This window comes from Pedobacter miscanthi (genome assembly GCF_003315595.1).
Lineage (GTDB): Bacteria > Bacteroidota > Bacteroidia > Sphingobacteriales > Sphingobacteriaceae > Pedobacter > Pedobacter miscanthi.
In genome coordinates this window covers 199,709-213,874 of sequence record NZ_QNQU01000001.1, presented here as the reverse complement: position 1 = coordinate 213,874, position 14,166 = coordinate 199,709, and the positions used below count along the sequence as shown (strand labels likewise).

The 14,166-nt window shown below is 39.6% G+C and carries 8 protein-coding genes; 5 read left to right on the top strand and 3 right to left on the bottom strand.

Annotation, left to right across the window (positions count from 1 at the left end):
* Positions 1 to 7: 7 nt before the first annotated feature.
* On the bottom strand, positions 8 to 3,061 hold the full coding sequence (locus DRW42_RS00970) for a SusC/RagA family TonB-linked outer membrane protein (protein ID WP_113946957.1): 3,054 nt from the start codon (positions 3,059 to 3,061) through the stop codon (positions 8 to 10).
* A 610-nt stretch (positions 3,062 to 3,671) separates the two neighbouring features.
* On the opposite strand from DRW42_RS00970, the gene DRW42_RS00965 reads away from it, so the two are divergent.
* Together DRW42_RS00965 and DRW42_RS00960 are read left to right on the top strand one after the other, a co-directional pair.
* The gene (locus DRW42_RS00965) at positions 3,672 to 4,850 is read left to right on the top strand and encodes a hypothetical protein (protein WP_113946956.1); all 1,179 of its coding nucleotides are present in this window, start codon (positions 3,672 to 3,674) and stop codon (positions 4,848 to 4,850) included.
* Between the two features lie 233 nt (positions 4,851 to 5,083).
* On the top strand, positions 5,084 to 6,106 hold the full coding sequence (locus tag DRW42_RS00960) for an LLM class flavin-dependent oxidoreductase (RefSeq protein ID WP_113946955.1): 1,023 nt from the start codon (positions 5,084 to 5,086) through the stop codon (positions 6,104 to 6,106).
* Positions 6,107 to 6,485: 379 nt separating this feature from the next.
* On the opposite strand, the gene DRW42_RS00955 is transcribed toward DRW42_RS00960, so the two are convergent.
* On the bottom strand, positions 6,486 to 7,418 hold the full coding sequence (locus tag DRW42_RS00955; protein WP_113946954.1) for an NADP-dependent oxidoreductase: 933 nt from the start codon (positions 7,416 to 7,418) through the stop codon (positions 6,486 to 6,488).
* A 395-nt stretch (positions 7,419 to 7,813) separates the two neighbouring features.
* Between DRW42_RS00955 and DRW42_RS00950 the strand changes: the two genes are divergently transcribed.
* The 3 genes from DRW42_RS00950 to DRW42_RS00940 all read left to right on the top strand — a co-directional run bounded on the left by DRW42_RS00950 (position 7,814) and on the right by DRW42_RS00940 (position 11,805).
* Positions 7,814 to 8,074, top strand: a complete 261-nt coding sequence (locus DRW42_RS00950) for a DUF3253 domain-containing protein (protein WP_113946953.1) — start codon at positions 7,814 to 7,816, stop codon at positions 8,072 to 8,074.
* A gap of 283 nt (positions 8,075 to 8,357) precedes the next feature.
* Entirely contained in the window at positions 8,358 to 8,927 is a 570-nt protein-coding gene (locus DRW42_RS00945) for a hypothetical protein (protein ID WP_147243640.1), read from the top strand.
* Positions 8,928 to 9,489: 562 nt separating this feature from the next.
* Positions 9,490 to 11,805 carry a sensor histidine kinase gene (locus tag DRW42_RS00940; RefSeq protein WP_113946951.1) on the top strand — a complete coding sequence of 772 codons (2,316 nt, stop codon included), beginning with the start codon at positions 9,490 to 9,492 and terminating at the stop codon, positions 11,803 to 11,805.
* A gap of 382 nt (positions 11,806 to 12,187) precedes the next feature.
* Here DRW42_RS00940 and DRW42_RS00935 read toward each other — a convergent pair whose 3' ends face one another.
* Positions 12,188 to 14,152, bottom strand: a complete 1,965-nt coding sequence (locus tag DRW42_RS00935) for a sigma 54-interacting transcriptional regulator (RefSeq protein ID WP_113946950.1) — start codon at positions 14,150 to 14,152, stop codon at positions 12,188 to 12,190.
* Positions 14,153 to 14,166 lie beyond the last annotated feature (14 nt).

Below are 14,166 nucleotides of genomic sequence, written 5' to 3'. Positions count from 1 at the left end.
AAATAATTTACAATCCTACTTTTAAGCCCAATACATACGATCTTACCTGTGGCGCAGCAAGCTGACTTCCGATAAATTCAGGGTCGAGGCCTTTCCAGCTTGTCCAGGTGGCCAGGTTTTTAATGTTTACAAAAACACTTAATCTTTCCAGCCGTATTTTGGTTAAAATGTTCGCCGGAACTTTATAACCCAGCGTAATATCCTGCAAACGGATATAATCAGCCTTGCGGTAATAGCCCGATTTAAGCGGGTTAACCGCACCATTTAAATCGTTTTTCGGATAGGTATTGATCGGATTATCGGGTGTCCAGAATTCGCGGTTCAGCACGTTCTGTCTGTACGACATATCGTTTTCATTCAATAATACATCTCTTGCAGTAATACCTTTAACACCATTGAGGAAAAAACTAAAAGTAAAATCCTCATAGCTGAAAAAGTTTAACATGCTCATGGTAAAATCAGGAATGGTGCGGCCGATGATCTGTCTGTCGGCAGTGGTAATGCCGTTTACACCGTCTACGTCCAGGTATTTTACGTTACCCGGAATAGAGTAGATGTAACGCGGATCCTGTTGCCCTGTAGGGTTTGCCTGATTACTGATCTGCCAGATGCCATCAAAAACATAATCGTAGTTTACATTAATGGGCTGCCCGATAAACCACCTCGAACCTACATCATCTGTTGGGTTTCCGTTCTGGTCGTAAATACCCACATCTTTGATTTTGGTATTGTAGTGCGAATAGTTAAGGGTTGATGACCAGCTGAAATCTTTGGTACGGAAAATATTGAAGGTTAACTGGGCTTCGTAACCGGAGTTTGTGGTTTTACCGATATTTTCGGTAACCGAACTGGTACCGTTGATAGATGGGATGGTACGGCTTAAAAGCAGATCGGAGGTGTTAGACCAATAAGCATCAAAAGTTCCGGTAATCCGGCCTTTAAACAAATCGAAATCTAAACCGGTATTTAAAGAGGTAGTGGTTTCCCAGCCTAAATTAGGCGAAGCCAGTTGTAAAGGATAGAAACCATAAAGTGCTTTATGATCATCGCTCAGGTAGTTAAAAGTAGCCAAACTTGGCAGCGTTACATACGCATTTACAGCTTCGTTACCATTTTTACCCCACGATAAGCGGTATTTTAAATTGGAAAGTACATTCGAAGCCGATGATTTTTTAAAGAATTCCTCGTTCGAAATGTTCCAGCCCAATGCTACAGAAGGGAATATTCCGTATTTGGTATTATTGCCGAATGCCGAAAAACCGTCGCGGCGCACCGTTGCTGTTAACAGGTAACGGCTATCGTAAGAATAGTTTAACCTCAACATCTGCGATTCATGGTTCAGTTTCGAATAAGAAGAAGTTCCTGATAATACGCCCGCTTTTGAGGCCTGGTAGTAATACATGACATCGTTAGGGAAATCTTTTCCGGTAACCGAATTATTTTCGTTCACTTTACTCTGTGCCGAGTATAAACCGGTTGCAAAAATGCGGTGTTTGCCAAAATCGTGTTTGTAGGTTAAGATATTCTCTAAAATCCAGTCGTTATTTTCCGTATAACTGGTATTCAGTTCGCCGTTCGATTGCGCACCTTCATAAGTATTTCTTCCCCTGTAATTTTTGTAATTATTGGCCTGGTAAGTGTAACCGGTATTCAGTTTATAGCTTAAACCAGGGATAAACGGCAAAGTGATATCGAATGCATTGTTGGTGATGATTTTAAGTGTTTTGTCGCTGTTAAGTTCGTTAATGGCGCTTAAAGGGTTTTTGGCAAAGGCAACGCTCGAATCTTCCCATGAGGAAAGCCTGATATTGCCGTTGGCATCGTAAGCTTCAGAAAGTGGGTTCATCCTGAATGCCCTTCCAAAATCAGGCGGCCAGCCATCTCTTACATAACGGCCCATTTGGGTGTTGGTAGAAAATTTTAACCATGAGGTAAGGTTCTGATCGAGGTTAAACCTGAAATTATCCCTGGTAAATTCATCGTTCAGCGCTACACCTTCAGTATTGGAATGGTTAAAGGAAACGAAAAATTTGGTGCCTTTATTTCCTCCGCTAAAAGAGAGGTTGTGCTGTTGTTTAAAACCGTTTTGCGTGGCTACATCGATCCAGTTGGTAGATTGACCCGCATTGTGCATCCTCAGTTCGGTAGGGGTAATGGTTCCCAGCCATGGTTCCGGATTGGCAGGCGTAGGTGTGGTGGTATTGGCCGCTTTAAGTGCTTCTATTTTATATTTCCAAAAAGTTTCGCCATCCATCATCTGCGGAATATTAATGGCCTTATCGAAAGAAACAAAGCCATCATAATTGATACTCAGCTTTCCTTCGGTACCTTTTTTGGTAGTGATGATAATTACACCGTTTGCACCCCTTGCACCATAAATGGCAGATGATGAAGCATCTTTGAGCACTTCGAGCGACTGGATATCGTTAGGGTTGATTTCCGAAAATGCACCATCAAAAGGGATACCATCTAAAATAATCAACGGCCTTGCATCTGCGGTGATTGATTTATCGCCCCTTATACGCGTTACCGAAGAGCTACCTTCTGCATTAGAACCCGTGATGGAGATATTCAATCCCGGTACTGCACCCTGCAGGGCGTTTACAATGTTGGTTTGCGGCCGTTCTTCTAAAATTTTTGTATTTAAGGTCGCCACAGCACCAGTAAGGTCTGATTTTTTCTGTGTACCATAACCCACTACCACTACATCGTTAAGGTTGGCAATACTCGATTCCATCACCACAGTGATTTTATTGCTTTGGCCTACAACAATTTCGCGTGTTGTAAAACCCACATAAGAAAAAACAAGGGTTTCACCTGTTTTAGCTTCAATGCTGAATTTTCCTTCGCTATTGGTTGTGGCAGGCCTGCTTTTGCCCTTAACCTGCACAATAACACCTACCAGTGCTTCTTTGCCGGTATCGGTTACTGTACCTGTAACCAGCTGCTGGGCAAATGCCGGCATTATAAAAAATGCGCTGAGCAGTAAAGCGAGCAGAAGCGGCCTGGAGACGCTCACTATACTCCAATACGTTTTTTTAGTTAAGTAATCCTTTATCATATTTGGTTTTAATTTGGTTCTGTTTTTAGTGGTTGAGAGCGTGAGGGTATTATGAACATCGTCATTTCGAGCGGAGTGCAACGTAGTCGAGAACCACGTAAGTGCTCAGCGGAGCTAAATCTATCTCGAGATAGATCTCTCTCCCGACTTAATGTCGGGACTATGCTTCAGTCGAGATGACGAGTTTTTTTTAATAAAAAAAACTAGAAAATGGGATTGATTTTCTCATAATAATTGATCTTGGTTTGGTTAGTTATGTTTACGGACAAAAACTGATGTTTTCAAGCTATCGCATTTCAATAAGCTATCATTCAAACGGGTTGTATTTGTACCGCTATTTGGTTACACTAAATAAGGTGTGTTTTTTCACAATTCTTTATCATGCGGCATTTAGAAATATCATAAATGATTTCTGAAACCGGGGATAAAATTTCCGAAATTTATCCAATTTATTGATAATCAATTTATTGTGTTGATTTTTTAGTTTTGTAGCAACTTAATAATAAGCTTTCATCCTAATGAAATAATTTGTGGCTACGCATTATTTTGTTCATGTTTGTTAAATTGCGTAACCAGATATTAACGTAAATTCAAAAAGGAATTTTAGAAAATGAATCTCAAAACAGGTAAAGAGGAAATTGTTTATCTACTCGCCCAGGTATTTGAAAAGTATGAGCGGATTACCGGTAACGAGGTAAGACGGAATACGAACCGCAAAAACTACGAGGAGATTGCCAAAATGCTCAGCGAAATCAGCAATCGCCTGCCTGTAACTGCTGAAACATTGGGGCATGAAGAATATGCGCCCGATCGCAATAAAAACAACTTAAGCTATCCTAACTTGAAATATGATATTACCGGCGGACAGATTAAAGATGCCTGTAACGGTATGGTGTCAAATCCACGGTCTTTTCTGGTTGATGCCTGTTATATTTATCTGTATGGTGTAGGACGTAAGCGTTTTGAAGAAAACCCTTTAGATTCAAATCTGGTAGAAAATCAGCCCATACAAAAGGGGGCGAATGTTTCAAAATCTCCAGGCATTTTTACTATCGGTTTTTGGCGGATTGCCGCTATTCTACTTTTTATCTGCGTTTTGTCTCTTGCTTTTTTTACTTACCGTGCTTCTGATAAACTACAAACAATTACCAACGATATGAAAATCGGGGTTTATAAGCCTACACCTTCAGAAATAAAAAGATTGGTGGGTACCTGGCTGGTATATATCGGGAGTCCGCAGGCACGCCGTTCGGAGAAAAACAGGTACCATCAGGTGGTTACCAATGTTATTGATGTGCGTTTTAAAGATGGTTATTTTGTATTTAAACGTTATGGTGCCAATTTTAACCACAATGGTTATATGCAATTCGAAAGCAAGGATATTGTTTCTGTGCACTCGTATGTATCCAATGATCGCGATACCGTAGAATCGCCAAGGTTATCGCTAATGCGCCTTGATCCCAGAAATAAGTTTCAAAGTGTAATTTCGGCTTCCTGGAATTTCGATACAGGCGAATATAATGATGTGATCGGCATCCGCGAAGTATATATCAAACAGAGTAATTATGGCTCGACAAAAGAAATCCTCAATACCATCGAAAACAGCAGCTGTAAGTGTAAAATTATCAGTTTGGATGAGGGCAACACACACCGTAATTATTACTTAAAGAATATTCTTCTGGATTCGTTACCTGATAAAACTTTACGCGCCCTGCTCGACGAAAACAGCATTCTACTCAGAAACCCTGATTCTACTGTGGTTATCGGTAATACACGCAGGAAATCTTAATCAGCATCAGCTATTTTCATATTCTTTCCCTGAATAGCCTTTAGTTTATACACTTTATGCCGGTTTAATATTGAAGAAATACGCTGCTATGACTTACCCGACAGAATGGGATATTATGTTGATAAATAGAAAAAAGTTAAGCGGAATATGACCGTAATATCGCTTTTTTACGATGCGCTTATCAGATAGATATCAGGCCATATCCTTAAATTTGATTCTTAAATAAGCAATTGATGAAGAAAATAGGATTTTTATCATTCGGGCATTGGTCTGACCATCCCTCATATCTAACCCGTAACGGAGGGGATACTTTATTGCAATCTATCGATTTGTCTGTAGCAGCAGAAGAACTGGGTGTAGATGGTGCGTATTTCAGGGTTCATCATTTTGCACGTCAGCTGGCATCGCCATTTCCGCTGCTTGCCGCAATCGGGGCAAAAACCAATACCATTGAGATCGGTACCGGTGTAATTGATATGCGCTATGAAAACCCGCTATATATGGTAGAAGATGCCAGTGCTGCCGATCTCATCGCCGGACACCGTTTACAACTAGGCATAAGCAGGGGTTCGCCCGAACAGGTAATAGAAGGCTGGCGACATTTTGGTTATCAGCCTGAAGAGGGAGAAACCGATGCCGATATGGGTCGCAGGAAAGCCATGGAATTTCTGGATAAACTAAAAGGCACCGGATTTGCCGAGCCCAATCCTTACCCAATGTTCCCTAATCCGCCGGGCCTGTTGCGCCTCGAACCATACGCCGATGGGTTGCGTGACCGTATCTGGTGGGGAGCCGCATCTAACGCCACCGCAATATGGGCGGCAGAAAATGGCATGAACCTGCAGAGCTCTACACTAAAGTTCGACGAAAGTGGCAAGCCTTTCCATATCCAGCAGGCCGAACAGATCAGGCTGTATAAAGATGCCTGGAAAAAAGCAGGGCATGAGCGCGAACCAAGGGTTTCGGTAAGCCGTTCTATTTTTGCAATCGTGAACGATCAGGACCGGTATTATTTCGGACAGCAGGGCAAAGGAGATGATAGTTTTGGTTACATCGAGGCCGATAAAAGAGCAGTGTTTGGCAGGAGTTATGCCGCCGAGCCCGATCAGCTTGTTAAAGAGCTGGCCAATGATGAGGCCATACAGGAAGCAGATACGCTACTGTTAACCATACCAAATACTTTAGGAGTAGATTATAATATCCATGTGCTATCGGCTATTTTAGAGCATGTTGCCCCGGCATTGGGGTGGAGATAAAGTCTTATTATGCTCTGAAAAATAAAAAAAATGGACTTTAGTTTTAGGATTACTATTAATTCTAACTAAAGATACTTTTATACGAAACAAGATGAACAAATCACTTTATTAACCTGAGTTCGATAATTGTTTGTTAAATTTTGCTTTAAAAGAGATTAGTTAAAATCGATTCGTCGTGCTGAATTTATTTCAGCATCTTTCCTGGTAGATAGACCCTGGAATAAATCCGATAGTTATCGGATCAGGGAGACGAATCTTTGTTTAAAGATCATGTCTTATTAACAAATGTATGATGAAATAGGAAATTTTGATCTTACAGTGTATTAATGGAAGCAAACTTATGGTTTAAATATCGGTGATACATTAAGATGAAATACGCCTAAGATATTTCAACAACAATTTTCCCGCTAACACTGCCAGATTCTATAGTTTCATGAGCACTAACAATATCATTTAATGAAAAAACTTTCTCTACTTTAACTTTTAAGTTTTCTTCCCCAAGCAAAGTGGCAAACAACTGCAACTGTGCTTTGTTCGGCTGCATCATTGGCCAAATTAATTCTATGTTTCTCTCTTCAGCCAGTTTTAGGGCAATTGGGTCATCTTTGGTTGATGAAGGTAAACATACAATTTTACCCCCGGGTTTAACAATGTTGATGGCGCGATAAAGTATTTCTCCACCCATTGTATCCAATACTGCATCCAGCCCTGTAGCAATTTCTTCAAATTTTTGTTCTTTATAATTAATCACTTCATCAACACCCAGTTCGGCCAGGAAAGCTGCATTTTTAGCCGATGCCGTTCCGTAAACAAATGCACCAGCCAATTTCGCGAATTGTACAGCCAGATGACCAACACCACCGGCGGCAGATTGTATTAATATTTTTTGTCCCTCTTTAATCTGTAAATGATCATGAATGGCCTGATAGGCTGTTAATCCTGCTACCGGAATAGCGGCTGCCTCATAAAATGAAATATTTGCAGGCTTTTTTACTATAGCCTCAGCTCCAGCTGATACATATTCTGCATAGCTGCCATTCACGGATCCAAAAATTTCGTCACCAGTTTTAAAATCCTGTATGTTACGGCCCACCTGTTCGATTATACCGCTAACATCTTTTCCTAAAATAGCAGGCAGCTGTAAATTTTTGCTTGATCTGTGTAATCCTGATCTGATTTTCGCGTCAACAGGATTTATACCTGCAGCAATTACCTTAATCAGCACCTGATCATCATTAATTACAGGTTTTTCTATTTCACCCAACTGTAACGCTTCTGGCCGGCCGAATTTATGTAGGAGGATTGCTTTCATAAAGCAAATTTAATTTTTATTCGTTCTGCGCCAATTGCAATTTGTCAGTACAGGGTGATTTTTGAATGCAGAAACACTCGTTTTGTTGTCATCATTGAATGGGAGGATTTCTGATATTGCTTCCAGTTGAGCTGTTCGGTTTATTAGATTTTAATTTAGTTGTACAGTGATGATCTCTAAGGCATGTTCAATAAGATTACTGTTCCCTACATTATTCATCATAGATCTGGCTTGTCGATTCAGAAAACAGCAGATTATGTTAAACTAAAGGGCTTAAATAGCATATTGCTCAGCTTTTCAATTCAGGAAAATAGGGAAAAAGCTGAAGGAAAGAACTGCCTATGATAATCATTCATTGTCAAACCAAAACAGCGGGAGAATGTTTATAGCATCAAATGATAACGGAAGAAAATATAGCGCAGCGCATACTGTCCGTTGCCCTGGAGCGGGGGAAGGATAAAAGCACCTGTCCCTCAGAAATTGCCCGAATGCTGTTCCCGCAGGAATGGCGGAAAAAAATGGATATCGTTATGGATGTGGCCAGGAACCTTCACGCCAATGGAAAAATCTGCATCACCCAACAAGGTAAGGCGGTAGACATCCAAAAGATCAAGGGGCCTGTACGGATTAAGCTGGCTAATGCAGTAGTTGATTGATATGGATTTGCACTCCCTTAAATCTAATATTCTCGCCCCCCATATATTTAGCTGAGAAAGTATATTAAAACACAAGATTCTGTGATTTTTATTTGGTGGAAAAGCTTTGGGTGTATGATTTGTATTACACAATAATGATTATTTTGCTGAAATTTTGCACCTATAATCTAGCGCCAGAGATCAGAAAAGCATATCGTTGACATTTGTCATGTACTCCGTTGGTGCGATCTAATTATTAAGAGAATATTACGCCTAATTTTGCGGAATGAAAAACGCTCTCAACTTGATTATTTTGTTAACTCTTATAACAAATGCCAAAGCTCAAACAGCTCACACCTTATCTGCAGATCTTCTGGAGGAATCACGTTTTACCTTTAACAAAAAGCTAATAAAAAGAGAGCAATACAACTTACAGCAATTGCCATGTTCGCAATATCTTTTCAGGCAATCAGACAAATGTGAGGTTGACATAGAAGGCTTAATATTTGTAATGGATAACAATACCATAACCGGTATAAAAGGTATTGATTTATCAGCAGAATCCCTTAAACAGATCAACGATCGTTTAGGGATACTCGACAGGCTCCAATGGGCATATAGCGAAGCATCTAATAATGAATTTCGATCCGGCCAAAGGAATAATCATGATATAGTTTTTAATGATAGAAAATTTTTTTCTACGCTGAGGGCAATTAAATCTACTGCCCGCGATATCAGGAAAATATATGGGTCAGCGCTGTCGTCAGCGGAGAAGTCGGAAGCTATTGCAAAACTCAGGTTTGCAAATGTAGATTGGCAATTTTATAGGAGGATAACCGAAGTTGAAAACAAACAAATTTTGGCCAGTGATTGATCGAATATTCCAATACAATAGGATGTGTTTTATTAATGTAGGTTTTTGCGGTATATAAAGCGAGCTTTACTGAAATATTAATGGTGTTCAGTTAGTTTTATGATTGGTGTGCGAGATGGCGTACAAAAAGATAAACTATTGGCGATGGATAGTTTCTGTTCAAATGCATTTAGAATGGCCTTAAAACACAAATAACCCACATAAATTGATATGTGAGTTATTGTCTGTGGAGCCGAAGGGAGTCGAACTATTCAGTTTAATCCACTGTGAATAAGTATGTTATGTGTATTTAATGTTTTTAGGACAACAAAAACCCACCTCTATTTTTGAATGCAAATTCTTGGTTTAAAGATAGTAAAATAATTAAAATTATAGGCCAGTTCGACAAAATTTATACGTTTATTGTTTCCAAATAACAGAAAGATCTGAACTTTTGGAATATCTCCCTGGAACATCTTTGGTTTTTTTTCTTCATTCTGATCGCTTCAAACTGCATATTTAATATTCTGAGCGGTAATTAATATCTTTATCATTATTTTTAGTAAACCTTGAGCTAAACTACATGAAGCGTGCGATTTTATACATTATCCTGTTTTTACCGGCGATATTAGCGCATGCGCAGACAAGTAGGTTGGATGAATTACCTATGCCTGAATTGAGGAAAAAACTTGCTGCCAGCAAAGAGGATACAACAAAAGTAAAATTACAGCTCGCATGCGGACATTTGATGTTGCTGAAGGCAACTAAGGGACAAAAGGATGTTGATTCTGCTATTAGGTTTTCTAATGAAGCTGAAGTGCTCAGCCGCCGGCTTAATTATCACTTCGGAATTATCAATTCACTCTTATTAAGGGTAGAGACTTTGTATGAAAGAGGGGATGTTAAAGCAGGATTAAGACTTGCAGAAAATGCTCTTTTATTTTCTCGCCAGAATAAAAACAGCGATGGAGAGGCCAGGTCTTACCATATGATATCTAAGTACTTTAGCACAAATTCACCGGCAGAACTTCGAACAAGGATATGGTATAACGACAAAGCTATCGCAATATTTAGAAAAAATAAGAATTTCCATTCCCTTGCGGATATGTTAACGGTCAACGCGGATATGCTTTTCCAGGCCGACCGTACTACAGAGGCATTAAGATTCCTTTTTGAGGCGTTGAATCTGGGAAAAGGAGTGAGCTTGAGGACCGTAGAGGGCATCTATTGGAATATCGGTAGGAACTCCTTTAGATTAGGAGATTATGAAAACGCTTTAAAATATACCTTATTAGCCCGTGAAACCGCCAGAAAGGTTAATGACACCACGACACAGGTATGCGTTATCAATTTAACAATTGCGTCCAGTTATATCAAGAAGCAGGACTATTTCCGATCCATACCTTATTCCAAAGAGGTAATAAGCACAGCAAAAAAGTATAATGACGAAGGATTTGTCCGGGCTGGAGCTTACCAGCTGGCCTCAGCATATACTCATACGAACCAAATCTCCAAAGCATTAGCTGTACTCGATGAAATGAAGAGCCGTCCTGGTGGTTTTTTAAAAAATATAGCTCTCAAAATAGAGTACATAAATACCTTGGGTTATGCTAAAAAGTTTCAGCAGGCTAAAGAATATGTAAACGAACTGGAAAGCTTGTTGCCAAAAATCTATCCGGAAAACATACAACAAATAATGAACGTTCATAATGCTCTCGCTTACTATTATTCCGAAACAGGGAAGGTAAACCAGGCTTTTAAACATACAGAATTGCACGCGCAGTTGGCACATAAAGTAAATTATGCCAAAGGTATTCAAACTGCTGAATATCGGTATTATCAACTGGTCTCGCTTAAAGGAGATAAAAAGTCAGCTTTGGCCCATTTTCAGAAGGAAAAGGCAATAAAAGATTCTATTGATAATGTTTCAAAAGCCTACCAAATATCCCTTTTGCATATAGAAAATGCAGCAATGGAGAGAAACAGGCATATTGAGCTGCTTACCAAAGACGCGCTGATTAAGGATATTAAAATGAAACGGAATGAACTCATTAATCGGGTAACCATTGGTGGAATAATCGTGCTGTTAATTTTTACTGCATTGATATTCAGTAGATATCGGTTAAAGCAGAAAAGTAATGCCTTGCTTGTTTCGCAGAAATTGGAGATTGACAAGCAAAATGCTGCTCTTAAGCATCTGGTGTCATATAAAAATCAACTTCTTGGAGAGAAGGATCTGCTTTTAAAGGAAGTAAATCATCGAGTTAAGAATAATTTACAAATTGTAATGAACCTGCTGGCCTCCAAATCTGTTTATTTGTCTAGCGAAAGCGCACAGCAGGCTATTTTGGATAGTCAAAGTAGGGTTCGATCGATCGCGCTTATCCATGACCAGTTATATAAATCGGATAATATTACGCAAATCAGTCTATTTCTTTACATTAATGAATTGGTGGATTCTCTGTACGACTTCCTTGATAATGATTTTGATAATATCGAGATATTGTGTGAGGTTGAAGATTTCATGATTGATGTTTCACAAGCAATACCGATAGGTATAATCCTAAATGAAACCGTTACTAATGCTATGAAATATGCATTTCCAAATCACAAAAAAGGCACAATAACTATTTGCGTTAAAAAAGTAGGTATGTTCGTTGAGGTGGAAATCAGTGACGATGGCATAGGACTGCCAATTAATTTTAGCTTGCCAAACGAAAATACACTTGGAATCAATCTTTTGGAAGGGTTGACAGCTCAGCTTGGCGGCTTATTTCGAATTAAAAATGAAAAAGGCCTGACTATTTTCCTGAAATTTCCTTTAAAGGCTCCTACGCAGCTTGAATTTAGTGCTTTAGATAACGAGTTGGCTAGTGAGCAAGAAACATTGGAGCTATAGGCCACGTGACCGTCGCCAAAATATAGTATGCAGCACATATTATCAAAAACTAATTGCGAAATTATAAACACGACTGAGGAAAGCATCGAAGCACTGCCTTAAACGCTGATTATTAATTGTCTATGTAAATTAAGCCAACTGCTTTTGGAATGGCTGAAGCTTAAATTACGCGGGTTTATTTTTACGAGGGTACATTCGCCTTCAAATAGCTTTTCAATCGCACTACTTGAAAATTAACAAGCGGGATCTGTTTTTAAACCTAGAAGGAGGGAATTATGTTTTGGTTGGAACATACTAAACCCGGTTGGTTTGGCTTGCCGTCACAAGTCGAGTTAATATAAGTTTTTCTACAGGATTTCTGTCATCTAGTAAGAATTAAATGTTAAGGTTCCTGAGACGGGAAATAATCCTGTCTTCGAATATTCAATTTTAACAGTTTTGATTCCAATGTGGTAGGCTTGATTTTAAGCAGTTCTGCAGCGCCATTCTGGCCCCTGATTCGGCCTTTGGAAATCGTAAGTACCGATATCAAATGGGCACGCTCTGTCTCCATCTGTATTTGCTTAACATCATCTAATGTCTCGATTGCACTAATAGGGGAATTGCCAACCAAAATTTCAGTAAGGGGCTGCTTTAAGTTCAACTTACTCGAGTCCTCATTTATGATGACGGAACGTTCTATTATGTTTTCCAGCTCTCTTATATTTCCTGGCCATTGGTATCCATACAACTGGTCCATCATTGCACCTTCGATATCGGGGATCGGCTTATTGAACTCCTTACAGAATTTATTGACAAAGAAGTTAACTAGTGCTGGAATATCGCTTTTTCGCTCTCTCAATGGAGCAATTGTTATGGGAAATATGTTTAACCGATAATATAAGTCTAGCCTAAATTTCCCTTCCGCTACCGCTTTCTCCAGATTTCTGTTGGTAGCGGCGACTACGCGAACGTCAACTTTAAAGGGTGAATTGCCGCCAACAGCATTTACCTCTTTTTCCTGCAATACCCTTAGTAGTTTTACCTGCATATCCAGCGGAAGTTCTCCAATCTCGTCTAAAAAAATAGTTCCACCACTTGCAAGTTCAAACTTCCCTTTTCTTTTTTCAGTTGCACCTGTAAAAGCGCCCAATACATGCCCAAACAGTTCTGATTCAATAAGTGTGGAAGGTATCGCCCCACAATTTACCTGAATGAAAGGCTTATCTCTCCGGGATGATAATTGATGAACGGCGCGTGCAATTTTCTCTTTACCGGTACCACTTTCCCCGAGTATCAGAACGGATGTATTGTACGGCGCAACCTGAATGGTGAGATCCAAAGCAGCGAGTAGCAGGGAATGGCTGCCGATTATACCATTGAACTCGCGACGCTCCAAAAGTTTTGATTTATTGTATAAAGGCTCACCTAGGCTTCTGTTGAGGGAAGAGATTGAAGGATAAAGCATTTTCTCAGTAACATTACTCAGGCATTTTGTGAAAAGTCTTAAAACCTCTGTATGCTTCTGTGTATACAAATCCCTTTGCCGACTATAGAAAATATATGAGAATTCAGTCCCCGTACCAATCTTCAATCGGAAAATTCGCTCAGACTCCATTTTAAAGTAATTCATCCAGACTCTTTCGCCCGGGATTTTGGAATTTCGGTTGATCTCGCTTTCCTGGTTGGGGTGTGAAAAAAATGCTGGTCCATTATCGGTGCTGAAAGTTTTTCTAGACAAGGATTGTTTTGGGTTTACAGAAGCTACCAATTCCGTTTCAACGATGAACTCGTATTCGCTGAAACCTGTCCTTAAGTATCCACAATTGACATATCCACTATCTGAATCGGCACGAGTAACAATCAAGTCAAAGGGGATAAATATTCTTATTGCCTGAGAAATTTCCAATAATTTTTGCTTTGCCTCAGATTTTCGGTTACTAATGTCCAATAGTTGCTTTTGTAAGGATACTTCTTGTAAAAGCCGGGCCTCGACATTATTTTTTTGTCGGTACCATGCAATATCCAGCGTAACGATTAAGTCTTTTTCCCGAAAGGGTTTTACCAAAAAACCATATGGGTCGGTTTTTTTGGCTTCTTCCAAGATCGTCTGGTTAGAATTAGCGGAGAGATAAACAAAAGCAATATGCTGGGCAGTTAGTATTTTAGCTAAATCAATTCCTGAGCGTTCGCCATTCAGCATGATATCGAGTAAAACAATATCAGGCTTCTGCTTATGCATCTGCTCCAGGGCATCCTCTACTGATATCGCAATGCCGATTATGCTGTAACCTGCTTTTGATAATATTAAACGAAGGTTATTTGCAACTACATATTCATCTTCAACGATGAGCACTTTCTTGGCCATATGGTATAAAGTTA

What these genes read in the sequence shown, in the direction of transcription:
- DRW42_RS00965 (WP_113946956.1), top strand. Translation starts at nt 3,672, where the DNA reads ATGAATCTCAAAACAGGTAAAGAGGAAATTGTTTATCTACTCGCCCAG.
- DRW42_RS00935 (WP_113946950.1), bottom strand. Translation starts at nt 14,152, where the DNA reads ATGGCCAAGAAAGTGCTCATCGTTGAAGATGAATATGTAGTTGCAAAT.
- DRW42_RS00970 (WP_113946957.1), bottom strand. Translation starts at nt 3,061, where the DNA reads ATGATAAAGGATTACTTAACTAAAAAAACGTATTGGAGTATAGTGAGC.
- DRW42_RS00955 (WP_113946954.1), bottom strand. Translation starts at nt 7,418, where the DNA reads ATGAAAGCAATCCTCCTACATAAATTCGGCCGGCCAGAAGCGTTACAG.
- DRW42_RS00950 (WP_113946953.1), top strand. Translation starts at nt 7,814, where the DNA reads ATGATAACGGAAGAAAATATAGCGCAGCGCATACTGTCCGTTGCCCTG.
- DRW42_RS00960 (WP_113946955.1), top strand. Translation starts at nt 5,084, where the DNA reads ATGAAGAAAATAGGATTTTTATCATTCGGGCATTGGTCTGACCATCCC.
- DRW42_RS00940 (WP_113946951.1), top strand. Translation starts at nt 9,490, where the DNA reads ATGAAGCGTGCGATTTTATACATTATCCTGTTTTTACCGGCGATATTA.